This is a genomic window from Pseudomonas sp. NFACC51, from assembly GCF_900103575.1.
Lineage (GTDB): Bacteria > Pseudomonadota > Gammaproteobacteria > Pseudomonadales > Pseudomonadaceae > Aquipseudomonas > Aquipseudomonas fluorescens_Q.
Window position 1 is genome coordinate 73,014 of sequence record NZ_FMXH01000017.1, and the last position, 24,997, is coordinate 98,010.

A 24,997-nucleotide genomic window follows, 5' to 3' on the forward strand; every position below is an offset into this window, starting at 1 on the left:
TGCCAATACTCTATTGGCAAACAAAGCCGGCACCCAGATCGCTATGGGCTGTACCACTTTCGTCGCTCACCCGAACGGATGGGATCAGATGGCTGAGCCGCATCGAGCGGTTGAAAATGGTGGGGGGTCTCGGACTGGATGCGACCACCCTTGCGAAGGCTTTCAGTGCCCGGAACGCCCGTTGATACGCGGGTCGCGGAGCGGGTTTGACGGGGTTGCCAGCGGCGCAGCCCGTATAGCCAAACGATACACGCGTATAGACAATAGCTACACGCTGATATAGTGTTAACCACGAAGCCGACTCAACGGCATCGAATCTAAATCGATAGATCTTTCCAACGACTGATCACATTAAGCGAAGCACCGAGGCACCTCCAAGGCGGGAATCAACATGACCGTAAATATTGAAAAAATCGAAAGATCCAAGCCCGTCCCCATCAACATGAGGGCGGATGAAAAAAAACGGAACCTGATCGATTTGGCAGCTGCCCTGTCTGGTCGTGATCGAACCAGCTTTATCTTGGAAGCTGCTTGTCAGAAAGCAGAGGAAGTCATCCTTGATAAGCGGCTGTTCCTTCTCGATGACGTTGCATTTGACGCATTTGAACAGGCCTTGGAAGCCAATCCGATTCAAGGTAACAAATGTCTGCTTCAACTTCTCGAAAGGCCCAAACCGTGGAGCTGAGGGCTCCAGAAAAGCTGAACGACGACCACATCCTGGACGAATTCGATTCAGGCGTAGCGTCGATCAACGATTATCTTCAAAAAACGGCGCGTGAAGCCCAAGCCGCCAAGCAAGCCGTTGTGTACGTTGTCTGTCGCAAGAACACGTTGGTCGTCATGGGCTATTACACACTGTCGAGTGGATCGATTGCTCGGGAGAATGTCGTTCCGAAAAGCCGTCAGCGCAATTCCCCAAGTGTGCACCCAGTGACCTTGTTGGGACGCATGGGCGTCACTGAGGCAGCACAAGGCCGGGGCTTCGCTATCGGCTTGCTTCAAGATGCGGTTGAACGAGCAATTATCGCGTCTGAAGCCATCGGCTCTACTGCAATGATTGTCCACCCGCTTGACCAGCGTCTGTCGGACTTTTATGCCAAGCACGCAGGATTTATACCGTGCCCAGGGCTTTCACCTATTACGCTGATGTTGCCACTCCTATAGCTTTTTGACGGACCACGCCCCATCCCAAGGTCCACAGTATATCGACGGCTTAGCATGTTCATCCGCACCGCATCAGAGTGCCGGGGATCGGCGCTTTTGCGAATTGCTCATGCTGTCCAAGCGAAACAGGGCCTGTCCCCGTTTTCCCGATGGGTTCCAGTCATGCCCCGGACCAAACGCCAGAAACGAAAAAGCCCCTGAAATGTTCAACCATTTCAGGGGCTTAGTCGTATTCAATAATGGCGGAGAGATAGGGATTTGAACCCTAGGTACTGTCGCCAGTACAACGGATTTCGAATCCGTCCCGTTCGGCCACTCCGGCATCTCTCCAGTGGCGCGCATCATACCAGCACATTCGCCGGAAGCGAACCCCCGAGCGAAATTTTTTCCGTGCTATCAGATGCTTGCGTCGATTACAGCGGCACACCCAGACGCTGGGCGACTTCTTCGTAGGCTTCGATGACGTCACCGAGGCCCTGGCGGAAGCGGTCCTTGTCCATCTTCTTCTTGGTGTCCTTGTCCCAGAGGCGGCAGCCGTCCGGGCTGAACTCGTCGCCCAGGACGATGGAGCCGTCGCTGAACACGCCGAATTCAAGCTTGAAGTCCACCAGCAGCAGGCCGGCGTCGTCGAACAGCTTGGTCAGCACTTCGTTGACCTTGAGGGACAACTCCTTCATGCGGGCCAGTTGCTCGGCGGTGCCCCAACCGAATGCCACGACGTGGGATTCGTTGATGAACGGGTCGCCCTTGGCGTCGTCCTTCAGGAACAGCTCGAAGGTGTAGGGGTTGAGCTTCATGCCCTCTTCCACGCCCAGGCGCTTGACCAGGCTGCCGGCGGCGTAGTTACGCACGACGCATTCGACCGGGATCATGTCCAGCTTCTTGACCAGGCATTCGTTGTCGCCCAGCAGCTTGTCGAACTGGGTCGGCACGCCGGCGGCTTCGAGCTTCTGCATGATGAAGGCGTTGAACTTGTTGTTCACCATGCCCTTGCGGTCCAGCTGTTCGATGCGCTTGCCGTCGAACGCCGAGGTGTCGTTGCGAAACAGCAGGATCAAGCGGTCAGCGTCGTCGGTCTTGTAAACCGACTTGGCTTTGCCGCGGTAGAGTTCTTCACGTTTTTCCATGATGGGCTCCGCTTGCTAAGTAGTGGGCTAGGCGATATGTCGCCAGTCGAGCCCTGAATCTTGATCGGCCAGTTGCAGCCAGTCCGGGTCGCACCCGAGGGTGTCGACAAAACATTGCCGGGCCAGCTGCGGCAGGTTGTTCTTGCTGCTCAGATGGGCCAGGACCAGGTGTTGCAGGCCTTGCCAGCCCAACTCGGCCACCAGGAACGCTGCCTGGTGGTTGTTCAAATGCCCGTGTTCCCCGCCTACCCGCTGCTTGAGGAAGTACGGGTAGTAACCACGCGCCAACATGTCGCGGCAGTGGTTGGACTCGATCATCAACGCATCGAGGTCCCGATAACTGTCCATCACCCTGTCGCAATACGACCCCAGGTCGGTCAACAGCCCAAAGCGCCGCTCGCCGTCGCTGAACACATATTGCGTCGGTTCCCGGGCATCGTGCGCCACGCTGACCACGCTGATATCCAGGCAACCGATGCGCAGTTGCTCGCCACCGACCACGAAGCCGGCCGGCTCGATGGGCTTGCGCAGGCCTGCCAGTGTCCCACGGCTCAGGTACACCGGCAGATTGTAGCGCCGAGACAGCAAACCCACGCCATGCACGTGGTCGGCATGTTCGTGGGTCACGAGTATCGCGCTCAGTTGCGCCGGGTGCACACCCAGGCGCAACAGGCGCTTCTCGGTTTCCCGCAGGGAGAAACCACAATCGACCAACACATACGTGCCGGCGCTGGCTACCAGCGTGCCGTTCCCTTGGCTACCGCTGCCGAGAACGGAAAAACGCATCGGATCAGCCCAGGTTGTCCTGAATCACGCCCAACACCTTGCGGGCCACATCAGCCGGCGCCACGGTATTGATGTTCTTCTCGACAGTGACCTGGACGTTGTCGCCGACCTTGCTCAGGCGAACCTGATAACGCTCGGCGCGCGCCTCGATTTCTTCCTTGTCCGGCTTGCTGCCGAACAGGCCACTGAAGAAGCCAGGCTTCTCGTCTTTCTTCTCGGCCTTTTCAGCGAGGTTGATGTAGTACAGGCCCAGGCTGCGGTTGATGTCTTCAACGCGCCACTCGCCCTGCTCCAGCGCGCGACCAACGCTCGACCAGGCACGGTCCAGGTCGGAGCCGACGTTGAGCACCGGGTTGCCGCTGCCGTCTTCGCTCAGGCTGACGCGACTCGGCGCATCGAACTCCTTGGACGCCAGCATCGAGACCGAACCGCCCTGCTCCGCGTTACGACTCATGCTGGCGAGCATGTCGTCCACCAGCGCAGCGTCGAGGCCGGTATTGACCGAGCGGTTGGTGAAGGCCACGTCGGCGGTGCTGCCGGCAGGTCGCTCGGCGCTGACCACATAGACCTCACTGGTGTTGCGCTGCACGCCCGGCTCGATACGCACCCGCACGCGGGTTTCGCTGTCGGCCGCGACACCGGCGGCGCTCATGCGCTTGGCCATGGCAGCAGACAGTTCATCGGAGCGCTGCCAGGTGGTGGTGAATTCGCCAGTTTGTGGGCGCTGTTCGTCCAGGCGGAAACCGTTGTCCTGGAAGAACTGGATCGCCACTGGCCAGACTTCGGCCGGTGGATGCTGGCCCATGACCCAGCTGGAGTCGCCGCTCTTCTGCAGGGTGTAGTCGCTGGCATCGGCCACGGCCGACAGCGGCTGTGGACGTGGGACGATGTATTCGCCCTTGACGCTGTCGTCGGCGACGTTGCGCGGGATCGGCAGCAGCGGATCAAGGCGCTTGGCGACGCTGACGTCTTGCGGCAGTTGCATCGGTGCAGTCTGTTGCGCCTGCAGGTAATCGCTACCACGGTCGCGGAAGTAACCTTCCGGTCCCCAGATCCATCCGCAGCCGCTGGTGCTGGAGATAATCAAGGCAAGTGCGGAAAGTCCGGCCATTCGCTTCATGCGTTGTACTTCCTCAATTAAACCAGGACGCCGGACCGGCGCATGGCCTGCCGCAGCGGTTCGTGACAGGGGGTGCTCAGCCAGGTCAGTGGCAGGCGGATGCCTTCGTGCATCAGGCCCATTTCAACCAAGGCCCACTTCACCGGAATCGGGTTGGCCTCGATGAACAGGTCCTTGTGCAACGGCATCAGTTTTGCGTTGATTGCCCGCGCAGTCTCGGCGTCGCCCTTGAGCGCGGCCTCGCACAGGTCGGCCATTTCGCGCGGAGCAACGTTGGCGGTGACGGAGATGTTGCCCTTGCCGCCCAGCAGGATCAGCTCGACCGCTGTCGGATCATCACCGGACAGCACGATGAAGTCCTTGCTCACGCCATCGAGGATGGCCTTGGCGCGCTTCATGTCGCCGGTGGCTTCCTTGATGCCGATGATGTTCGGCACGGTGGACAGGCGGATCACGGTCTCGGCCTGCATGTCGCAGGAGGTGCGGCCGGGAACGTTATAGAGGATCTGCGGGATATCGACGGCTTCGGCAATGTGCTTGAAGTGCTGGTACAAGCCTTCCTGGGTCGGCTTGTTGTAGTACGGAACGACCAGCAGGCAAGCGTCGGCACCGGCTTCCTTGGCGTTGCGGGTCAGCTCGACGGCCTCGCGGGTCGAGTTGGCGCCGGTGCCGGCGATGACGGGGATGCGACCGTTGACCTGCTTGACCACGGCACGGATGACTTCGATGTGCTCATTGACGTCGAGGGTTGCCGACTCGCCGGTGGTACCGACAGCGACAATGGCATGGGTGCCGTTCTCAAGGTGGAAGTCCACGAGTTTGCTGAGGCTGGCCCAGTCAAGATGCCCTTGTGCATCCATGGGTGTGACCAGTGCCACCATACTGCCCGCAATCATGAAACCGCTCCTGCCGGAAAAAGAGAGCGGTAATGGTACTGGCGCCAAGATGCTTGTACAAGCGAACTACCATTCCCCTTGGCGATGGTTTTCGCTACCCTTCAGGCTTTGATCGGTACCGACAAGCTCATATGCCGGTTTCCAGCCTCCGTTTTCGTCGCCGCAAGCCCCGATCCCGGGTTTGTCCCGGTGCGTTCCAGCTGTCGTGGAATGCAGCGCAACCCCGGGCACAAGGCTTGAGCCGTTCGTTTTTCCGGGCCTGGCGCTGTATCGAGCGGCAAAAGTACCGACCGCTCATCGCTTTAGGAATGCTGCATGTCCACCCCCACAGTCCGCGAACAATTCCTTGTTATCAGTGCCCTTGGCGCCAACCCCATGGAGCTGACTAACGTCCTGTGCCGCGCCAGCCATGAAAATCGCTGCGCCGTCGTGACCTCACGTCTGACCCGTCACGGCGAATGCAGTGCGCTCGTGCTCGAGATCTCCGGCAGCTGGGACGCCCTGGCTCGCCTGGAAGGCAGCCTGCCGGTGCTGGCCAAGAAGCATGCCTTCACCGTCAACGTGGTGCGTAGCGCCGCGCTGGAGAACCGTCCCCAGGCCCTGCCCTACGTGGCCTATGTGAGCTCGGCCTACCGTCCGGACATCATCAACGAGCTGTGCCAGTTCTTCATGGACCATCACGTCGAGCTGGAAAACCTGACCTGCGACACCTACCAGGCCCCGCAGACCGGCGGCACCATGCTCAATGCCACGTTCACCGTGACCCTGCCGGCCGGCACCCAGATCAGTTGGCTGCGCGATCAGTTCCTGGATTTCGCCGATGCGATGAACCTCGATGCCCTGATCGAACCGTGGCGCCCACAAAACCCAATGTAAGGAAGCGTTCATGGCCGTTGCAGTCGACCAGCCGGTTAGCGATTTCCAGGCACCCGCCACCAGCGGACAGACCATCAGCCTCGCCGCCCTCAAGGGCAAACAGGTGGTGATCTACTTCTACCCCAAGGACAGCACCCCGGGCTGCACCACCGAAGGCCAGGGTTTTCGGGACCAGTATGCGCAGTTCCAGGCCGCCAACACCGAAGTGTTCGGCGTCTCCCGGGACAGCCTCAAGTCCCACGAGAATTTCAAGTGCAAGCAGGAGTTCCCGTTCGAGCTGATCAGCGACAAGGACGAGGCCGTCTGCCAGCTGTTCGACGTGATCAAGCTGAAAAAACTCTATGGCAAGGAATACCTGGGCGTTGATCGCAGCACCTTCCTGATCGACAAGAACGGCGTGCTGCGCCAGGAATGGCGTGGCGTGAAGGTGCCGGGGCATGTGGATGCGGTGTTGGCGGCGGCTCAGGCCCTCGACAAGGGCTGAAATTCTCGCTGCCTGTACTGGCGCCATCGCGAGCAAGCTCCCACATGGGATCTGTGATGTTCAATAGAACCCTGTGGGAGCGAGCTTGCTCGCGATGAGGCCATCAGCCCCAACCGATGGATCAGCTACAACAACGGCGCGACAACCGGCTCCTTGCTCGGCCACGCATCCAGCACCGCCTTGAACAGGGTCGCCAGGGGGATCGCGAAGAACACACCCCAGAACCCCCACAGCCCGCCAAACAACAGCACCGCACAGATGATCGCCACCGGGTGCAGGTTCACCGCCTCGGAGAACAGCAGCGGGACCAGCACGTTGCCGTCCAGCGTCTGGATAATCCCGTAGACCGCCATCAGGTAGATGAACTGATCGCTCCAGCCCCACTGGAACAGCGCAATCAAGGCCACCGGCACGGTCACCACCACGGTGCCAACGTAAGGCACCACCACTGAAATGCCCACCAGCAGCGCCAGCAGGGCGGCGTAATTGAGCCCCATGGTCACGAAACCGATATAGGTCACGCCGCCGCAGATGAAAATCTCGATGACTTTTCCGCGAATGTAATTGGCGATCTGCCGATTCATCTCCTGAGCCACTCGGGTAATCAGCGCCCGCTCACGCGGCAGGTAGCCTCGGACCCAACGACCGATCATTTCCCGGTCCTTGAGGAAGAAGAACACCAGGATCGGCACCAGCACCAGGTAGATCATGATGTTGACCAGAAGCGGCAGGCTGGACAGCGAAAACGTCAGCGCCCATTGGCCGAACTTGCCGATCTGGCCGCGCACGACTTCAATGGCTTGCAACACCTGCTCGTCGGACACCAGATGCGGATAACGCTCGGGCAACAGCAACAGCACGGACTGCCATTTGGCAAGCATCCCCGGCAACTCGTTGAAGAGCGTCACCAACTGGTGCCAGAGCAGCGGCACGATCACGATTATGAACACCAACAACAAGCCCATGAACAGGGCGAACACCAAGCCCACCGCCACCGCACCCGGCAACCGCAAGCGCTCCAAAGTCGTGACCAAACCTTGCATCAGGTACGCCAGCACCATCCCCGCCAGCACCGGCGCGAGCATGCCGCCCAGGGTGAGCACGGCGGCAAAGGCCAGGAACAGCAGCACCGCCAGGACCACAGCTTCTTCATCGGAGAAGTAGCGCTGGATCCAGTCGCGTAACACTTTGAACATTAAAAATCCTTAAGAGACGCTGTGGGTTTTCAGGCCTTTTTCAGCCAGTAACGGTAGACGCCGTTATCGTCTTCTTCACGCAGCAGCGTATGACCGGCCAATCGGGCGAAGGTGCGAAAATCACGTTGCGAGCCCGCATCCGTGGCGATCACCTTGAGCACACTGCCGCTGGCCAGGCGATTGAGTTCCAGCTTGGCCTTGAGCAACGGCAACGGACAGTTCAGGCCGCTGGCGTCCAGTTCGGCATCGTGGGCTACAGCATCGGTCATGGGTTCACTCCGCGGCAGATCGTTGAGCGGCCTAGAATATCTGGTCCCGGGCCCGGTGTCCGGCTACAGTAAGGTCTTTGTCGACTAAGGCTTCGTGCATGACATTTCTGCGCCCCACCCTGCTGACGCTCGCTTGCCTGCTTGCCTCACCGGGCTTCGCCGACGACCTGCCGTCACTTGGCGATGCCAGTTCTGCCATCGTCTCGCCAGAACAGGAGCACCAACTGGGCCGCGCCTGGCTGGCCCTGCTGCGCAGCCAGGTTTCACAGCTCAACGATCCACAGCTCAAGGACTACGTCGAATCCAGCGTCTATAAACTGGTGGAAACCAGCCAGGTCAACGACCGACGCCTGGAGTTCATCCTGATCAACAGCCCGCAGCTCAACGCCTTCGCCGCACCTGGAGGAATCGTCGGGGTCAACGGCGGCCTGTTCCTCAATGCGCAGACCGAAGGCGAATACGCCTCGGTCATGGCCCACGAACTGGCGCACTTGTCACAACGCCACTTCGCCCGCGGCGTCGAAGCCCAGCAGCGCATGCAAGTGCCAATGATGGCCGCACTGCTGGCCGGCATCGTGATTGCCGCCGCCGGTGGCGGTGACGCCGGGATTGCGGCCATCGCCGGGACCCAGGCCGCGGCCATCCAGGAACAACGGCGTTTCTCGCGCCAGAACGAACAGGAAGCCGACCGCATCGGTATCCAGAACCTTGAAAAGGCCGGCTACGACCCGCGGTCCATGCCGACCATGTTCGAGCGCCTGATGCGCCAGTACCGGTTCGACGCCAGGCCCCCGGAATTCCTGCTGACTCACCCGGTGACCGAATCCCGGATCGCCGACACCCGCAACCGCGCCGAACAGGCCAAGCCGGGCGGTATCGAGGACAGTGTGCGCTACCAACTGATTCGCGCACGGGTCCAGTTGATCTATGAAGAAACCCCGGGCCTGGGCGCCAAGCGCTTCCGGGCGCAGCTGGACGAGAACCCGAAGAACGACGTGGCGCGCTATGGCCTGGCGATCGCGCAGATCAAGGGTGGCCAGTTGAATGAAGCACGGGAGAACCTCAAGCCGTTGCTGGCCAAATCGCCCAACGAGATCATCTACAACCTCGCCCAGGTGGACCTGGACATCACCAGCAACAAACTGGCCGACGCTCAATCCCGCGTCGACCGGATGCTGGGCCAATACCCGGGCAACTATCCGCTCAACCAGGTGCGCGTCGACCTGCTGCTCAAGCAGAACCGCCCCGCCGACGCCGAGAAGGCCCTGGAAAACTTGCTCAAGACCCGTCCGGACGATCCGGATGTCTGGTACATGGTGGCCGAGACCCGCGGGCTGTCGGGCAATATCATCGGCCTGCATCAGGCCCGTGCCGAGTACTTCGCACTGGTGGGCGACTACCGTCAGGCCATTCAGCAGTTGGACTTCGCCAAACGGCGCGCCGGCACCAATTTCCCCCTGTCGTCACGCATCGACGCCCGGCAGCGGGAACTCATGGAGCAGGAACGCATGGTCAAGGACATGATGGGCTGAGCATTTGCCAGACAATAAAAAACCGCCTCTATCGAGGCGGTTTTTTTGAGCCGCTAACCGGTCATTCGGCCAGCTTGAAGGTGATGAAGCTCGCACGCCCCTGGCGCAGGACCCGCATCGAGACCGAACGATTCTTCGGCAACGCCTTGGCGATGTCGGTGAACTCCTTGGCGGAACCGATGGCCTGGTTGTTCAGGTGCGTAATGATATCGCCCGGCTGAAGACCGATCAGGGCGGCAGGACCATCCTGCACCTCCTTGATCACCACACCGCCCTGAAGCTCCAGGGTGCGCTTCTGCTCTTCGGTCAGCTCGGCCACAGCCACGCCCAGACGGTTGCTGCTGCGCTCGACGCCAGACTTGGGCAGCGAATCCAACTCCTTGCCTTCTTCAGGAATGGCGCCGACGGTCAATTCGACGTTCTTGCGCTTGCCTTCACGAATCACTTCCAGATTGGCCTTGGCACCGGCCTTGAGGGCACCTACCAAGTGCGGCAGGTCGGCGGACATGACGATCGGCTGACCATTCATGCTCAGGATCACGTCACCCACTTGCAGGCCGCCCTTGGCAGCCGGGCCACCTTCCTGGATCTGCGCCACCAGCGCACCGGCCGGTTTTTCCAGCCCGAACGACTCGGCCAGATCCTTGTTCACTTCCTGAATGACCACGCCCAACCAGCCGCGGCTCACCTTGCCTTCGCTTTTCAGTTGATTGGACACGTCCATGGCAACGTCGATCGGAATCGCGAAGGACACGCCCATGAAACCACCCGAACGGGTATAGATCTGGGAGTTGATGCCGACGACTTCACCCGCGAGGTTGAACAGCGGGCCACCGGAGTTACCCGGATTGATCGGCACGTCGGTCTGGATGAACGGCACGTAGTTTTCGTTCGGCAGGCTGCGACCGATGGCGCTGACAATACCCTGGGTCACGGTGTGGTCGAAGCCGAACGGCGAACCAATGGCCACGACCCATTGGCCGGCTTTCAGGTCCTGGGATTTGCCCAGCTTGAGCACGGGCAGATCCTTGCCTTCGATTTTCAACAGCGCCACGTCGGAACGCGGGTCGGTGCCGATCAGCTTGGCCTTGAGCTCACTGCGATCGGCCAGGCGTACCAGGATTTCGTCGGCATCGGCGATCACATGGTTGTTGGTCAGGATGTAGCCATCAGACGAAATAATGAAACCCGACCCCAGGGATTGCGCTTCGCGCTGGCGACCACCGCCAGGCGAACGGGGTTGTTGCGGCATGCCGCGTTCGAAGAACTCACGCAGCATCGGCGGCAAACCTTCCAGGTCTGGCATTTGCTGGTCCGACACGCGGCGATCCGGCAGTTTCTGGGTCGTGCTGATGTTCACTACGGCGGGCGACGCCTGCTCGACCAATTGCGTAAAGTCGGGCAACTCGACCGCCACGGCAGGAACGGCCTGGCCGAGCACAAGCACGGTGGCAAGGATAGAGAGATAGGTTTTCAAGCGTGGTATCGACATACGGCTCCCGTTACGACGAGCATGGTTAAGCGATATGGAGCAAGGAATACCAGGAAAAGATACGCCGGTATTTTTGTTCCGGAAACAGACAAGGCCAGGGCCGAGCGGCTCTGACCTATAGAAAAAAAGCTGGGTTTTTGCAAATGAAAATACTGACAGGAAGTTTCGGCATTTCGATCAAGCCCTGGCATCATCAGCCTCTCGCACAATCGAACCACCCATCCAGCCAGCAGGCTATTGAGTTGCCGTGACGTCGGAGCGCATGGAAAGCGCAATCCGTTCCGCCGTACCGATAGGAATCTCGCCGACCACCGTGACCATCATCTCGCCCTGGGGCGTCGTGAGCCTGCGGGAGACGGCAGCCGTCGGGCCGAGCTGAGTACGGGTATCAGTGGCGTTGGCACCGTTCAACGGCTCCAGGAACACCGAGAAGCGCGCCAGGCCATCGTCGTACATCAAGCTGTTGACCTGGACCTGAGTGTCCGGGTCCTTGCGCACGGCACTGCTGGACAGCTCGAACCCAGGCGGAAGCCAGTCCGAGTGCCAGGCGGCTTTCACCGCGACGACCTTGGCGGAATCCTGCGTGACAGCCTTGCATTCGGCGCTGGCTTGCAGATCACCGTCTGTCGGCGCGGCGACATTCAAGCGGGTGAACTGGAAACGTTCGAGCAACTGGCCCTTGTCATTGAGCAACAGGGACTTGAGCGGCAAGCCGGTCTCTTTATCCAGGTGCAGCTCAAAACCATAGCGATGCTGGTCCTTTGGCGTCATCGCCACAATGACCGCTTGACGCCCGGCCACGCGCGACTTACCAATGACGGCCAAGTCATACCAATTCTTGAGTTTTTGCGGATCGAGCGCACGTGAGGTGCCGTCAGGCGTATTGCCCAGCCCCGCGATCAAGGAGCCACTGACGCATTGAGTATGCCCATCAATGCGCAGGACTTCCTGTGCCGAGCCGTCGAGCTGGAGTAACCGCTCGCGGACTTTGCCATCCTGGACGCGATGCCAGATGTTATGGGTAGAAAAACTACCGTTGCGCTCGTAAACGAAAGTGCCCTGGAAGCTCTGCTGCTGCTCGGCTTGACTCAGGCGATTCAACCAATCCTGAGCCTCATCGGCATGGGCTGGAATCGCACACCAGCCACCAAGCAGAAGCGTGAATAGAGGTATGGCGCGCAATGGTTTTCCTTATTAACGATTTTCCATGCTGGCTGCACGGGCGTAAGGCAGTGCGCTTTCAGTACCTTTCAGGGCAGCTTGCTGAGCATGCTGACGCAGGTAGTTGGGCAGACGCTGATCATGCCAGCCAGGTTGGCCTTGCAGAACACCATTGACCATTGGGCCTGCGGTTTCCGAGCCTTCGCTGTAACCGGCCAGTACCGCTGGGCCCTTGACCTGTGGAGCGGCCAGGCCAGGCTGGTTGGATTGCTGCGCCATCTGCACGCCGGCAATCTCATCCTGGTTGTACAGGCGCACACCGGCCAGTACGGCCACGGTGACCGAAGCGGCGACTGCCAGGCGACCCAGGCTGCGCCATGGTCCGCGAGAGGCTTTAGCCGGTACGGCTTCGTCAGCCAATGCAGCGGAAACGGCCGCAGCGATGTCCAGGCGTGGAAGCAACAAATCCTTGTGCATCACGGCCCGGGCGATCTGGTAACGAGCCCAGGTCTCACGGGTTTCAACATCGTCGAAGGCATTCAATACCCGACGCAATTCCAGTTCGTCCGCTTCGTTATCCATCACTGCGGACAGCGATTCCTGCAGGGCTTCACGACTCATGGCGTTCCTCTCTTGGCTGTCGCCGCTGTCTCTAGTTTTCCTGCAACAAAGGTTGCAGGGCTTTATCAATGGCCTCCCGGGCGCGGAAGATCCGGGAGCGCACGGTGCCTACAGGACATTGCATGACGCTCGCAATGTCTTCGTAACTCAGACCGTCGAACTCGCGTAAAGTTAAAGCCGTACGCAAATCTTCGGGCAATTGCTGGATGGTTCGATGGACGGTGCCTTCGATCTCATCCCGCAGCAACGCACGTTCTGGTGACTCGAGATCCTTGAGGCCATGATCGCCATCATAGAACTCGGCATCCTCAGAACTTACATCGCTATCCGGCGGCCGGCGGCCGCGTGAAACCAGATAGTTTTTCGCCGTGTTGATGGCGATGCGGTAAAGCCACGTATAAAACGCGCTGTCCCCGCGAAAATTACCAAGTGCGCGGTAGGCCTTGATGAAGGCTTCCTGAGCGACATCCTGCGCTTCATGGGTGTCGTGCACGAAACGCACGATCAACCCGAGAATTTTGTGCTGGTATTTAAGCACTAGCAGATCGAAAGCTCGCTTGTCGCCGCGTTGGACGCGCTCGACCAGCTGCTGATCCTCTTCCTGGGTTAGCATGAACACTCCTCGATAAGCTCGAAGGAGGCTTGCATTACTAATTGACCGGGCTTGCAAACATAGACTCGGGCTTTTCGCAAAAGTTCTCCCCCTTCCAAGCAAGTTTCCGGCGCGCTCTGATCTCGGCACGCACGAAAAACGCAGCAGGAGATTCCCCGGCTGCGCGAATAATCTGTCACCGGGCCTGACGGCAGAGACTCCAATCGAAATCTTGCACCAACCCGACGCTGCTCCCTTTTGCAGACAACCGTCTATTGAACGTAGGCGCTTGGCAAAAGTTCCCGCTATCTATAGCGCTGTACACTGAATATCAGGCAACCGTGACGAGATAAACAGCGTTCTATCCTCGAAACGGCGGCCTTATCGACGTTGTACCCAAACCGGCAATCCGACGAAGCGTGTCGCTTTTCCGTCACGCTGGTTTCACATTGCCATGAATGCCCGGCTATTGTGCCGATCCCCCCCTCTATATACTAGTGGGCTGCGTGGCTGCCTGACCCGTTGAAGCGGTGTCTTGCGCCAACCCCGACCCGGGTCGCCTTGAGCGGAAACCATTCGAATGAGCCAACAGTTTCAACACGATGTTCTGGTAATCGGCAGCGGAGCCGCCGGATTGAGCCTTGCGCTGACTTTGCCTGCGCATTTGCGCATTGCAGTACTGAGCAAGGGCGACCTGGCCAACGGTTCGACCTTCTGGGCCCAGGGCGGCGTCGCAGCCGTACTGGACGATACCGACACCATTGAGTCCCATGTCGACGACACCCTCAACGCCGGTGGTGGCCTTTGCAATCCACAGGCGGTGCGTTTCACCGTGGAACACAGCAGGGAAGCCATCCAGTGGCTGATCGACCAAGGCGTACCGTTTACCCGTGACGAACAATCGGGCACCGAAGACGGCGGTTTCGAGTTCCACTTGACGCGCGAAGGCGGTCACAGCCATCGACGCATCATCCATGCGGCCGACGCCACCGGTGCAGCGATCTTCAAGACCCTGCTCGCCCAGGCGCGACTGCGGCCGAACATCGAGTTGCTGGAACAGCGCGTCGCGGTCGACCTGATCACCGAAAAACGCCTGGGCCTGGACGGCGATCGCTGCCTCGGTGCCTACGTGCTCAATCGCGGCACCGGTGAAGTCGATACCTACGGTGCGCGCTTCGTCATCCTGGCGTCCGGCGGCGCAGCGAAAGTCTACCTTTATACCAGCAACCCCGACGGCGCCTGCGGCGATGGCATTGCCATGGCCTGGCGTTCGGGTTGCCGGGTGGCGAACCTGGAGTTCAACCAGTTTCACCCCACCTGCCTCTATCACCCGCTGGCCAAGAGTTTCCTGATCACCGAAGCCCTGCGTGGCGAAGGGGCCCACCTGAAACTGCCCAACGGCGAACGCTTCATGCAACGCTTCGATCCGCGCGCCGAACTGGCGCCGCGCGACATCGTCGCCCGGGCCATCGACCACGAAATGAAGCGCCTGGGTATCGATTGCGTTTACCTGGACATCAGCCACAAGCCCGAAGCGTTCATCAAGAGCCACTTCCCGACGGTGTACGAACGCTGCCTGGAGTTCTCCATCGACATCACCAAGCAGCCGATTCCGGTGGTGCCGGCAGCGCATTACACCTGCGGTGGCGTGATGGTCGACCAACAGGGCCGCACCGACGTGCCTGGCCTGTACGCCATTGGCGAAACCAGCTTCACCGGCCTGCATGGCGCCAACCGCATGGCCAGCAACTCGCTGCTGGAATGCTTCGTCTACGCCCGCTCGGCGGCGGCAGACATCCTGGCGCAATTGCCGCAGATTGCCGTTCCAGCCGCCCTGCCCTCGTGGGACGCCAGCCAGGTCACCGATTCGGATGAAGACGTGATCATCGCGCACAACTGGGACGAACTACGGCGATTCATGTGGGACTACGTGGGCATCGTGCGCACCAACAAGCGCCTGCAACGAGCACAACATCGGGTGCGCTTGCTGCTGGATGAAATCGACGAGTTCTACAGCAACTATAAAGTCAGTCGCGACCTGATCGAACTGCGCAACCTGGCCCAGGTGGCCGAACTGATGATTCGCTCGGCCATGGAACGCAAGGAAAGCCGGGGGCTGCATTACACCCTCGACTACCCGAACCTGCTGCCCGAGGCACTGGACACTATCCTGGTGCCGCCCACCTACGCCGACTGAACCTGAGCTGCACCCGCAGGCGCCGATGAACATCCGGCGCCAGCGCGTCGCGCGGCACACACACCGACCGGACCCGCCGTTCACCCTGCACGCGAAAACGCAGCACGACGATCATCGGCAGCGCCAGGCTATCGGGGCGCAGTTGCACAGCCCGCCACCCATCGGCCCGGCTCCAGAGTTGCCAGCCAGCGGCATTACGACGCAACCCGCAGAAAGCCCGGCGATGGGTCAGCACGACATATCGGGGGATCACCCAGGCACCATGGGCCAGGCACAATACAATGCCAAGCGCTGCGAACGAGGATGGGACGGACAACAGGCACAACGAACCCAGGGCGAACACCTGGGCCAGCAGATAAGCCGCCAGCAGTTGCCCGGAGGCCTGCCAGCGGCATTCGAAGCGATTACTTGGGCTGGACACGGTCCAGAATCATCCGGACCATGCGCTGCAACTCAGGGTCTTCGGATTCACTGCGCTCCATGAACCAGCCGAACATGTCCTGATCCTCGCATTCGAGCAGGCGGACATAGCACGCGCGGTCCACTTCATTGAGATGGGGATAGACCTCTTTGACGAATGGCACCAGCAACACGTCCAGCTCAAGCATGCCGCGGCGGCTGTGCCAGTAGAGGCGATTCAGTTCAACATCTTCGACCATGGAGCGCTCCTCAAATAGAGCGCAAGTATACAGGCCCCGCCGCAGTGGAACAGACAGCTTTGGTCGGGCACCACCGATCCTTTGTGAACTACCCATTTCAAGGGCGCCCCCTTATGATGTCTACCAGACCTTTTATCCTGCGATGACCCATGGCTGATTCCGCTTTTTTCTGCACCCTGTCCCACGAAGGCGTCCTCGCGGTCCGCGGCGTGGATGCCAGCAAATTCCTGCAAGGCCAATTGACCTGCAACCTCGACTACTTGAGCGACAGACGAGCCAGCCTCGGCGCCCGCTGCACCCAGAAAGGCCGGATGCAATCGAGTTTCCGCATTCTGCTTGAAGGTGACGGTGTATTGATGGCCATGGCCACCGAGTTGCTCGAACCGCAACTGGCCGACTTGAAAAAATATGCCGTGTTCTCCAAGTCCAAGCTCACCGATGAAAGCGCGGCCTGGGTTCGCTTCGGCCTGGAAAACGCCGACAAGGCGCTGACCGACCTGGGCCTCGAACTGCCGAGCGACACCGACAGCGTGGCTCGCCATGAAGCCTTGATCGCCATCCGCGTATCTCCCGGTCGCGCCGAATTGTGGGCCCCTGCCGAACAGGCACAGACGCTGCGAACCCGCCTGGGCGCAGAACTGGCCGAAGCGGACCTGAACCCCTGGCTGCTGGGCCAGATCCGCGCAGGAATCGGCCAGGTCATGCCGGCCACCCGCGAACTGTTCATCCCACAGATGCTCAACCTGCAAGCCGTCGGCGGCGTGAGTTTCAAGAAAGGCTGCTACACCGGCCAGGAAATCGTCGCCCGCATGCAATACCTGGGCAAGCTCAAGCGACGCCTGTATCGCCTGCAACTGGACGCCAGCGAACTACCGGAGCCCGGCACAGCGCTGTTCTCCCCCACGCATGGCAGTTCCATCGGCGAAGTGGTGATTGCCGCCCGCGGCGAAGGAAATATTGAACTGCTGGCAGTATTGCAGGCCGAAGCAGCAGAAGATGACAATCTGCACCTCGGTGCCTTGGAAGGCCCACGCCTTCAACTGTTGGACCTGCCTTACGAACTGGATCGCGACCGCGAAATCCAGCGCTGATCGCAGCATTTGCCGCAATACCCTAGAGAACCGAAATGAGCGATTTGGCGGATAAGGTCCAACGGGATTTGGTGCAAGCCATCGATAACGATGACTTGGTTCTGCCGACATTACCGGAAGTGGCCCTGCAGATTCGCCGGGCCGCCGAAGACCCGGAAATCAGCGTCAGCAACCTGAGCAAAGTGATCGGCCGCGATACGGCCCTCTCGGCACGCCTGATAAAGGTGGTCAACAGCCCACTGCTGCGCGCCACCCAGGAAGTCACCGACCTGCACACGGCCATCACTCGATTGGGCGTCAACTACAGCAGCAACCTGGCCATCGGCCTGGTCATGGAGCAAATTTTCCACGCCCGCTCCGAGGTGGTGGAACTGAAGATGCGCGAGGTCTGGCGCAAGAGCCTGGAGATCGCCGGCGTCAGCTATGCGCTGTGTCGCGGTTACACCCAACTCAAGCCCGACCAGGCCGCGTTGGGTGGGCTGGTGCACCAGATCGGCGTGTTGCCGATCCTGACGTATGCGCAAGACAACAATGAATTGCTGTCGGACCCGGTCAGCCTCAACCACGTCATCGAAACGATTCACCCGGTGCTGGGGGACAAACTACTTAGCGTCTGGGAGTTTCCGGAGCGGTTGGTGAAGCTGCCGGGGCTGTATCTGGATTTCACCCGGGATTCCAAGCAAATCGATTATGTCGACCTGGTGCAGGTCGCGGCGCTGTATTGCTACAAGGACACCGATCACCCGCTCAGCCGAATTGATGTGTTTTCAGTCCCGGCTTTCAAGAAACTGGGGATCGACCCGGACAACAAGGCCCGCTGCGTGGATATCGAAGAAGCGCGGTCGATGTTTTATTAAGCCCAGCCTGACAAGCAGGAAATCTGGGCCAGATGCTGACCTGTGGTGAGGGGATTTATCCCCGTTGGGCTGCGAAGCGGCCCCCAACGACCGAACAGACACACCGCAGTGATAGCAAATCCTGGGGCGCTGCGCGCCCGACGGGGATAAATCCCCTCGCCACAACAGTGTTCGGCCTTGGCTCAATCTGAACCTGGGATAAAACTCACCCGCACCTTCAACCCCCGCTCAAGCCCATCATGCAAGGTAATCTGCGCCAAGTGGGCACGGCAGATTTCACCCACGATCGCCAACCCCAGGCCGGAGCCGGCCACTTGCTGGTTGCGTCGATAGAAGCGCTCGAACACCCGATCCCGCTCGTGCAGCGGAATGCCGGGGCCATCGTCCTCGACCTCCAGCACGGCCGGCGCAGAAACCCGCAAGATTACATTGCCGCCCGACGGGGTATGGGCCAGGGCGTTGTCCACCAGGTTGCTCAACAACTCGTTCAACAAGGTCGGCTCGCCCCGCAACCACACAGGCTCGTCGGCTTCCAGGGCCAGCGCCACCCCTCGGGCATGGGCCAGCGGGGCCATGGCCATGCCCAACTCACGAGCCAACTGGCTGAGATCAAGCAGTTGCGCGCCGCCCTCGGCAATGGCCCGGGCGCCGTTTTCCACACGCGCCAAGGACAGCAATTGGTTAGCCAGGTGGGTTAACCGGTCAGTACCTTGGGCCGCAGTTTCCAGGGTCTCACGCCAGGTCGCCGGTTCGCTGGCTCGCAAGCCCAGCTCAAGGCGGGCCTTGAGTGCAGCCAGGGGCGTACGCAATTCATGGGCGGCATCGGCAATGAATTGCGCCTGGCGTTCGAATTGCCCGCGCAGACGCTCGGTGAAATGGTTGAGGGCGCGCACCAACGGCCAGAGTTCATGCTGCACTTCCACCAGGGGCAATGGCCGCAGGTCATCCGACTGGCGCTCTTCCACCGCCGTGCGCAAGCGTTCCAACGGGCGCAATGCCGCGCTGACTGCAAACCACACCAACAGCAGCGCGCCCACGGCCAGCATGCCCAGGCGCAACAGCGTGTCGGCCATCAGCCCGCGGGCCATGCTGACCCGCGCCTCTTCAGTCTCCGCTACACGAATTTCCGCCATGCCGTTCATGTTCGGCTCGCTCACGGCCTTGAGCAGGCTCACCACCCGCACGTTCTGGCCCTGATAGCGAGCGTTGTAAAAGCGCGCCAGGGCTGGGTAATCGTCCGTGCGCGGCGTGCCGGGCGGCGGACCGGGGAGGTTTTCATAGCCGGAAATCAGCTTCTTGTCGATGTCATTGACCTGGTAATAAATGCGTCCGGCGCTGTCGTAGGCGAAAGTATCCAGGGCCACGTAGGGCACATCCGCACTGAGGCTGCCGTCACGCGCCGAAAGGCCCGCAGCGATGGTCCGGGCCGAAGCCAGCAGGGTCCGATCGTAGGCGGTGTCGGCAGCCTCGCGACCGTTCCAATAGGCGCTCAAGCCGCTGGCGAGCATCAATACCACCAGCAGCAGCGCGAGGTTGCGAAGCAGCCGCCAGCGCAGGCTGTCGGGCTTATGCATTGCGATTTTCCAGCAGGTAGCCCAGGCCGCGGAACGTCACGATCGCCACCGCATGACCATCGAGTTTCTTGCGTAGGCGATGAACGTAGATTTCGATGGCGTCGGGGCTGGCCTCTTCGTCCAGGCCGAACACCTGGGCCGCCAGTTGCTCCTTGCTCATCACCCGCCCCGGCCGGGCGATCAACGCCTCCAGCACGGCTTGCTCACGGGAGGTCAGCGTCAACAGTTCATCGTCGAGGGTAAACCGGCGGGTGTCCAGGTCATAGACCAGCCCGCCACAGCGCTGCTGGCGCTCGCCGCCCAGTACGCTGCGGCGCAACAGTGCCTTGACCCGGGCCTCCAGCTCAGTGAGCTCGAATGGCTTGGCCAGGTAATCGTCGGCGCCGAGGTTCAGGCCATGGACGCGGTCCTTGACGTCGCTGCGAGCGGTCAGCATCAGTACCGGCAAGGTCTTGCCACGGGCCCGCAGACGCGCCAACACCTCGAAGCCGTCCATGCGCGGCAGCCCGACATCCAGGACCGCCACGGCGTATTCCTCGCTGCTCAAGGCCAGGTCGGCCGCGACGCCGTCGTGCAGCACGTCCACGGTCAAACCGGCACTCTTGAGCGCTTGGGCAACGCTTTCGGCGAGCTGCAGATGGTCTTCGACGAGCAGAACACGCATGGGTTTTTCCTCGATTCAGGGATGGCCGACGCCATTCTTTGGCGCGGAGTTTACAGCCGCATCCGCCACTGTGAAGCCAAAAAACACGCTGAAAGCTTTTGAAAGGTTAGCGAAAGGTTGGGCCGTTAGAGTCCCTTTACGGATAGTTTCGACTGACCGTCGCGGCGCCCGATCGCGAATGAAAAATGCCACGAAGCATTTTCGTCCTGAATAAGAAGAATAAAAGCGGAGTATTCACCATGCTGTCCATGCAGCTACAGGCCCCAGCGCCTGCTCGCCCTTCTCGCTTCAACCAGACCGCCTTGGGCGGTGTCGCCCTGCATTCAATCCCGGTAATGACCTGCGCGCCCCGTCAGCGATGACTTGGGCGGGATCTGTCAACGACACATTTTCACCACGCATAACAACAATCCTGTGGAGACAACAATGAACCTTTCACTGCGTAAAGTAGCCCTGGCCGCCGGATGCCTGATGTTCGCCGGGCAGTTGCTCGCCGCTGATCCATCCAAGGAGCCCAAGCGCCCCGAATGCATCGCCCCAGCCTCTCCCGGCGGCGGTTTTGACCTGACCTGCAAACTGGCGCAAAGCGCGCTGGTCAATCAAAAACTGCTGACCAAACCGATGCGCGTCACCTACATGCCGGGCGGCGTCGGCGCAGTGGCCTACAACGCAGTCGTCGCTCAGCGTCCGGCCGACGCCGGCACGCTGGTGGCCTGGTCCAGCGGCTCGTTGCTGAACCTGGCCCAGGGCAAGTTCGGTCGCTTCGATGAAAGCGCCGTGCGCTGGCTGGCCGCCGTCGGCACCAGCTATGGCGCCATCGCCGTGAAAAGCGATTCCCCCTACAAGAACCTCGACGATCTGGTACAGGCCCTGAAGAAAGACCCGGGCTCCGTGGTCATCGGCTCTGGCGGCACCGTCGGCAGCCAGGACTGGATGCAGACCGCCCTGATCGCCAAGGCCGCCGGCATCAACCCGCGCGACCTGCGTTACGTGGCCCTCGAAGGCGGCGGTGAGATCGCCACCGCGCTGCTGGGCGGCCACATCCAGGTCGGCAGTACCGACATTTCCGACTCCATGCCTCACATCCAGAGCGGCGACATGCGCCTGCTGGCCGTGTTTGCCGAGAAGCGTATCGACGAGCCGGAGATGAAAGACATTCCAACCGCGAAAGAACAAGGCTACGACATTGTCTGGCCGGTGGTTCGTGGCTTCTACCTCGGGCCAAAGGTCAGCGACGAAGACTACGCCTGGTGGAAAGACGCGTTCGACAAACTGCTGGCTTCCGAAGAGTTCGCCAAGTTGCGCGACCAGCGCGAGCTGTTCCCGTTCGCCATGACCGGCCCGGAACTGGATGCCTATGTGAAGAAACAAGTGGCTGATTACAAGGTGCTGGCCAAAGAGTTCGGCCTGATCCAGTAACCGTCTCTGTTCTCGCGGCGGCGCCGGCACTGTCGGCGCCGCCCAGGAGTTAGTCATGCTCACCATCCAACGTATTTTTGCCGCGGTGCTGCTACTGGCCTGTATCGGCCTGGCACTGATGGCCTGGCCCTATCAAGCGGCCTTTTCCTACGAACCGGTCGGCCCGCGCGCCTTCCCCTTGCTGATGCTCGGGCTGATGGGGCTGGCATTGCTGTACATGCTGTTTCGCCCGACGCCCATCGTGCATAGCGACGAAGACCCGCACCTGGACCGCGAAACCTTGCAGAAAATCGGTATCTGCGTGGTGCTGCTGCTGGTCTTCGCCGGCACCTTCGAACCCTTGGGCTTCATTCTTGCCAGCATCCTGATCGGCGTGCCGATGGCGCGCCTTTACGGCGGTCGCTGGGTGCCCAGCGTGGTGATCATCAGCCTGATGGCCATCGGTCTTTACCTGTTGTTCGACAAGCTGATGGACGTGCCGCTGCCCCTGGGCCTGCTCGACGTCCTGGAGAATTGATATGGATACCCTGAATTATCTCGGCCAGGGTTTTGGCGTTGCACTGACCCCCTACAACCTCGTCACAGCACTGACCGGCACCCTGATCGGCACCGTGGTCGGCCTGCTGCCGGGCCTGGGCCCGATCAACGGCGTGGCGCTGCTGATCCCGATTGCCTTTGCCCTGGGGCTGCCGCCGGAATCGGCGCTGATCCTGCTGGCCGCGGTGTACCTGGGTTGCGAATACGGCGGACGTATCAGCTCGATCCTGCTCAACATCCCGGGTGAAGCTTCCACCGTGATGACCACCCTCGATGGCTATCCAATGGCCCGCCAAGGCCTAGCCGGCGTGGCGTTGTCGCTGTCGGCGTGGAGTTCGTTCATCGGCGCGTTCATCGCCACCTGCGGCATGGTGTTGTTCGCACCGTTGCTGGCCAAATGGGCGATTGCCTTCGGGCCGGCGGAATATTTCGTCCTGATGGTGTTCGCCATTGTCTGCCTCGGCGGCATGGCCGGCGACCGACCGCTCAAGACCTTCATCGCGGCGCTGATCGGCCTGTTCCTGTCCAGTGTCGGGATCGACGCCAACAGCGGCGTGTACCGTTTCACCGGGGACAACATCCACTTGACCGACGGCATCCAGTTCGTCGTGCTGGTGCTGGGCCTGTTCTCCATCAGCGAAATCCTGTTGCTGCTGGAAAAAACCCATCGCGGCCAGGAGGCGGTGAAAGCTACCGGGCGAATGATGTTCAACTTCAAGGAAGCCGCGTCGGTCTTCACTGTGAACCTGCGCTGCGGCGTGCTCGGTTTCATCATGGGCGTGCTGCCGGGTGCTGGTGCGACCCTGGCCAGTGCCGTGGCCTATATGACGGAAAAACGCATTGCCGGCGCCGGTGGCACGTTCGGCCAGGGCGACAAGCGCGGCCTCGCCGCCCCGGAAACAGCCATCGGTGGCGCGGCCTGCGGTGCGCTGGTGCCAATGCTGACCCTCGGTGTTCCCGGCTCGGGCACCACCGCGGTGATGATCGGCGCGCTGTCGCTGTACAACATCACGCCCGGTCCACTGCTGTTCCAGCAACAGCCGGACATCGTCTGGGGCCTGATCGCGTCGTTGTTCGTCGCCAACATCATGCTGGTGATCCTCAACATCCCGATGATCCGCATCTTCACCCGGATCCTGGCGGTGCCGAACTGGGCACTGGTGCCGGTCATCGCGATCATCACCGGGATCGGCGTCTATGCGGTGCATGCCACCACGTTCGACCTGTTCCTGATGATCGGTATCGGCATCTTCGGCTATATCCTGCGCAAGCTGGACTTCCCGCTGTCGCCAGTGCTGCTGGGCTTCATCCTCGGTGGCCTGATGGAGCAGAACCTGCGGCGTGCGCTGTCGATTTCCAACGGTGCACTGGAGATCCTCTGGTCGAGCCCGATCACGTTCGGCTGCTGGATCCTGACAGCGATCATGCTGTTCATGCCATTGCTGCGAATCTGGCGTCGCCGCGCCGCTCAACGTCGCGCCCTGGCCAATGTCTGAGGCGATATTCAGACAATGGTGGGGAACACCGCTGGTCGGCCTGGCCGGCGGTTACCTGGCCAGCCTGATCGGCTGGCCTTTGCCCTGGATGGTCGGCTCGTTGCTGGCGATCATACTGGTGCGCTGTCTTACGCCGTGGCAACTGATGGAAATCCCCGGCGGCCGTAAGTGCGGCCAATGGGTGGTGGGCATCGGTATCGGCCTGCACTTCACTCCTGTGGTGATGGAGCAGGTGCTGAGCCACTTCGGCCTGATCTTCTTCGGTGCGCTGATCACCAGCGTGTCCAGCGTGGTGAGTGTCTGGCTCATGCGTCGCACTGGCGAGGAGCGCGCCACCGCGTTTTTCTCGAGCATGCCGGGCGGTTCCGGCGAAATGGTCAACCTCGGCGCCCGCAACGGCGCGGACCTTAGTCGTGTTGCAGCAGGCCAGAGCCTGCGGGTGCTGGTGGTAGTGTTGTGCGTGCCGGCAGCCTTCAAGTACCTGTTGGGCGAAGGCTCGCCGGTGCAACACGCCACGACGGTGGACTGGCTGTGGCTGGCGATCCTGTTCCCGGCGGGCGCCCTGCTCGCCTGGGTCTGGGAGCGATTGCGCCAACCCAACCCCTGGTTGTTCGGCCCCTTGCTGGTAAGTGCGGCGGTGAGCGTCGGTTGGGACCTGCACATCGGCCTGCCCAACGGCGCCAGCCAGGTCGGCCAGTGGTTGATCGGCAGCGGATTGGGTTGTCATTTCAACCGGCAGTTCTTTCGTCGGGCGCCGTCGTTCATGGGGCGTACCCTGATCGGCACGGTGTTGACGATGCTGATCGCCACGCTTGCAGCCCTAGGCTTGAGCACCTTGACCCATCTGGATCTGCGTTCACTGACACTCGGTATGATGCCCGGCGGCATCGCAGAAATGAGCCTGACGGCGGAAACATTGCAACTGTCAGTGCCATTGGTGACAGCGTTGCAGGTGATGCGATTGCTGTTTGTGTTGTTTCTGGCGGAGCCGTTGTTCAGGTATTGGATGCGCAAGCCGGGTTCGGACTTATAGACCAAGTTGCCTTCATCGCGAGCAAGCTCACTCCCACAGGGACTTTGGTCGAGCTCCAATTTCGGCTCCACACAAACCCAATGTGGCGAGCGAGCTTGCTCCCGCTGGCCTGCGAAGCAGGCCTCTGCATTTTTTCAGCCGGACCGCATGATCC

The 24,997-nt window shown here is 60.8% G+C and carries 26 protein-coding genes and 1 tRNA gene; 12 read left to right on the forward strand and 15 right to left on the reverse strand.

Annotation, left to right across the window (positions count from 1 at the left end; all coding sequences use genetic code 11):
* The first annotated feature begins 391 nt into the window (after positions 1–391).
* Positions 392–685, forward strand: coding sequence for a type II toxin-antitoxin system TacA family antitoxin (locus BLT00_RS26155; protein WP_092148591.1), 294 nt, complete (start codon positions 392–394; stop codon positions 683–685).
* The gene (locus BLT00_RS26160) at positions 643–1,164 is read left to right on the forward strand and encodes a hypothetical protein (RefSeq protein ID WP_092148594.1); all 522 of its coding nucleotides are present in this window, start codon (positions 643–645) and stop codon (positions 1,162–1,164) included. The genes BLT00_RS26155 and BLT00_RS26160 overlap by 43 nt, the downstream gene beginning before the upstream one ends.
* Before the next feature lie 240 nt (positions 1,165–1,404).
* On the opposite strand, the gene BLT00_RS26165 is transcribed toward BLT00_RS26160, so the two are convergent.
* The 5 genes from BLT00_RS26165 to dapA form a co-directional block, all read right to left on the reverse strand.
* Positions 1,405–1,494 (reverse strand) — tRNA-Ser (locus BLT00_RS26165).
* Between the two features lie 83 nt (positions 1,495–1,577).
* Positions 1,578–2,291 (reverse strand): phosphoribosylaminoimidazolesuccinocarboxamide synthase, encoded by a 714-nt coding sequence (gene purC, locus BLT00_RS26170; protein WP_025212375.1) that lies wholly within the window; start codon positions 2,289–2,291, stop codon positions 1,578–1,580.
* A 27-nt stretch (positions 2,292–2,318) separates the two neighbouring features.
* Positions 2,319–3,077 (reverse strand): MBL fold metallo-hydrolase, encoded by a 759-nt coding sequence (locus tag BLT00_RS26175; protein ID WP_092148597.1) that lies wholly within the window; start codon positions 3,075–3,077, stop codon positions 2,319–2,321.
* A gap of 4 nt (positions 3,078–3,081) precedes the next feature.
* On the reverse strand, positions 3,082–4,197 hold the full coding sequence (bamC, locus tag BLT00_RS26180; protein WP_092148600.1) for an outer membrane protein assembly factor BamC: 1,116 nt from the start codon (positions 4,195–4,197) through the stop codon (positions 3,082–3,084).
* Between the two features lie 17 nt (positions 4,198–4,214).
* Positions 4,215–5,093 carry a 4-hydroxy-tetrahydrodipicolinate synthase gene (gene dapA, locus BLT00_RS26185; RefSeq protein WP_092148603.1) on the reverse strand — a complete coding sequence of 293 codons (879 nt, stop codon included), beginning with the start codon at positions 5,091–5,093 and terminating at the stop codon, positions 4,215–4,217.
* A gap of 315 nt (positions 5,094–5,408) precedes the next feature.
* Between dapA and BLT00_RS26190 the strand changes: the two genes are divergently transcribed.
* Both BLT00_RS26190 and BLT00_RS26195 read left to right on the forward strand, forming a co-directional pair.
* Positions 5,409–5,969 carry a glycine cleavage system transcriptional repressor gene (locus tag BLT00_RS26190; RefSeq protein WP_003184325.1) on the forward strand — a complete coding sequence of 187 codons (561 nt, stop codon included), beginning with the start codon at positions 5,409–5,411 and terminating at the stop codon, positions 5,967–5,969.
* A gap of 10 nt (positions 5,970–5,979) precedes the next feature.
* The gene (locus tag BLT00_RS26195; RefSeq protein ID WP_092148606.1) at positions 5,980–6,453 is read left to right on the forward strand and encodes a peroxiredoxin; all 474 of its coding nucleotides are present in this window, start codon (positions 5,980–5,982) and stop codon (positions 6,451–6,453) included.
* 125 nt (positions 6,454–6,578) lie between these two features.
* On the opposite strand, the gene BLT00_RS26200 is transcribed toward BLT00_RS26195, so the two are convergent.
* Positions 6,579–7,649, reverse strand: coding sequence for an AI-2E family transporter (locus BLT00_RS26200; RefSeq protein WP_063322528.1), 1,071 nt, complete (start codon positions 7,647–7,649; stop codon positions 6,579–6,581).
* A gap of 29 nt (positions 7,650–7,678) precedes the next feature.
* On the reverse strand, positions 7,679–7,918 hold the full coding sequence (locus BLT00_RS26205; RefSeq protein ID WP_014337032.1) for a sulfurtransferase TusA family protein: 240 nt from the start codon (positions 7,916–7,918) through the stop codon (positions 7,679–7,681).
* A gap of 98 nt (positions 7,919–8,016) precedes the next feature.
* On the opposite strand from BLT00_RS26205, the gene BLT00_RS26210 reads away from it, so the two are divergent.
* Positions 8,017–9,450 carry a M48 family metalloprotease gene (locus tag BLT00_RS26210; RefSeq protein WP_063322529.1) on the forward strand — a complete coding sequence of 478 codons (1,434 nt, stop codon included), beginning with the start codon at positions 8,017–8,019 and terminating at the stop codon, positions 9,448–9,450.
* 61 nt (positions 9,451–9,511) lie between these two features.
* Here the strand turns inward: BLT00_RS26210 and BLT00_RS26215 are convergent, their stop codons facing one another.
* From BLT00_RS26215 to rpoE, 4 genes are all read right to left on the reverse strand, one after another.
* Positions 9,512–10,942, reverse strand: a complete 1,431-nt coding sequence (locus tag BLT00_RS26215; RefSeq protein WP_063322530.1) for a DegQ family serine endoprotease — start codon at positions 10,940–10,942, stop codon at positions 9,512–9,514.
* A 234-nt stretch (positions 10,943–11,176) separates the two neighbouring features.
* Complete coding sequence (locus BLT00_RS26220; protein ID WP_092148609.1) at positions 11,177–12,124, reverse strand: MucB/RseB C-terminal domain-containing protein; 948 nt, start codon at positions 12,122–12,124, stop codon at positions 11,177–11,179.
* 12 nt (positions 12,125–12,136) lie between these two features.
* Positions 12,137–12,724, reverse strand: a complete 588-nt coding sequence (locus BLT00_RS26225; protein ID WP_039010798.1) for a sigma-E factor negative regulatory protein — start codon at positions 12,722–12,724, stop codon at positions 12,137–12,139.
* A gap of 31 nt (positions 12,725–12,755) precedes the next feature.
* A complete protein-coding gene (rpoE, locus tag BLT00_RS26230) occupies positions 12,756–13,337 on the reverse strand; it encodes an RNA polymerase sigma factor RpoE/AlgU (protein ID WP_003172477.1) in 582 nt (193 codons plus the stop codon).
* 559 nt (positions 13,338–13,896) lie between these two features.
* Here rpoE and nadB point away from each other — a divergent pair.
* The gene (nadB, locus tag BLT00_RS26235; RefSeq protein ID WP_063322532.1) at positions 13,897–15,513 is read left to right on the forward strand and encodes an L-aspartate oxidase; all 1,617 of its coding nucleotides are present in this window, start codon (positions 13,897–13,899) and stop codon (positions 15,511–15,513) included.
* Here the strand turns inward: nadB and BLT00_RS26240 are convergent.
* Together BLT00_RS26240 and BLT00_RS26245 are read right to left on the reverse strand one after the other, a co-directional pair.
* Positions 15,482–15,934, reverse strand: a complete 453-nt coding sequence (locus BLT00_RS26240) for a protein YgfX (protein WP_092148611.1) — start codon at positions 15,932–15,934, stop codon at positions 15,482–15,484. The genes nadB and BLT00_RS26240 overlap by 32 nt on opposite strands.
* A complete protein-coding gene (locus BLT00_RS26245) occupies positions 15,918–16,172 on the reverse strand; it encodes an FAD assembly factor SdhE (protein ID WP_003184348.1) in 255 nt (84 codons plus the stop codon). Before BLT00_RS26245 ends, BLT00_RS26240 begins: the two co-directional genes overlap by 17 nt.
* A 149-nt stretch (positions 16,173–16,321) precedes the next feature.
* Between BLT00_RS26245 and BLT00_RS26250 the strand changes: the two genes are divergently transcribed.
* Together BLT00_RS26250 and BLT00_RS26255 are read left to right on the forward strand one after the other, a co-directional pair.
* The gene (locus tag BLT00_RS26250; RefSeq protein ID WP_092148614.1) at positions 16,322–17,263 is read left to right on the forward strand and encodes a CAF17-like 4Fe-4S cluster assembly/insertion protein YgfZ; all 942 of its coding nucleotides are present in this window, start codon (positions 16,322–16,324) and stop codon (positions 17,261–17,263) included.
* A gap of 35 nt (positions 17,264–17,298) precedes the next feature.
* A complete protein-coding gene (locus BLT00_RS26255; RefSeq protein ID WP_092148617.1) occupies positions 17,299–18,120 on the forward strand; it encodes an HDOD domain-containing protein in 822 nt (273 codons plus the stop codon).
* A 182-nt stretch (positions 18,121–18,302) separates the two neighbouring features.
* Here BLT00_RS26255 and BLT00_RS26260 read toward each other — a convergent pair whose 3' ends face one another.
* Entirely contained in the window at positions 18,303–19,694 is a 1,392-nt protein-coding gene (locus BLT00_RS26260; RefSeq protein WP_092148620.1) for a sensor histidine kinase, read from the reverse strand.
* Positions 19,687–20,358 carry a response regulator gene (locus tag BLT00_RS26265; RefSeq protein ID WP_063322537.1) on the reverse strand — a complete coding sequence of 224 codons (672 nt, stop codon included), beginning with the start codon at positions 20,356–20,358 and terminating at the stop codon, positions 19,687–19,689. Before BLT00_RS26265 ends, BLT00_RS26260 begins: the two co-directional genes overlap by 8 nt.
* 426 nt (positions 20,359–20,784) lie before the next feature.
* On the opposite strand from BLT00_RS26265, the gene BLT00_RS26270 reads away from it, so the two are divergent.
* Genes BLT00_RS26270 through BLT00_RS26285 form a run of 4 tightly spaced genes read left to right on the forward strand, consistent with a single transcriptional unit; the run spans position 20,785 to position 24,843 of the window.
* A complete protein-coding gene (locus BLT00_RS26270; RefSeq protein WP_063322538.1) occupies positions 20,785–21,777 on the forward strand; it encodes a Bug family tripartite tricarboxylate transporter substrate binding protein in 993 nt (330 codons plus the stop codon).
* 55 nt (positions 21,778–21,832) lie between these two features.
* Positions 21,833–22,294, forward strand: a complete 462-nt coding sequence (locus tag BLT00_RS26275) for a tripartite tricarboxylate transporter TctB family protein (RefSeq protein WP_063322539.1) — start codon at positions 21,833–21,835, stop codon at positions 22,292–22,294.
* 1 nt (position 22,295) lies between these two features.
* On the forward strand, positions 22,296–23,810 hold the full coding sequence (locus BLT00_RS26280; protein WP_092148623.1) for a tripartite tricarboxylate transporter permease: 1,515 nt from the start codon (positions 22,296–22,298) through the stop codon (positions 23,808–23,810).
* Complete coding sequence (locus BLT00_RS26285) at positions 23,803–24,843, forward strand: AbrB family transcriptional regulator (protein ID WP_092148627.1); 1,041 nt, start codon at positions 23,803–23,805, stop codon at positions 24,841–24,843. Before BLT00_RS26280 ends, BLT00_RS26285 begins: the two co-directional genes overlap by 8 nt.
* The last annotated feature ends 154 nt before the right edge of the window (positions 24,844–24,997 follow it).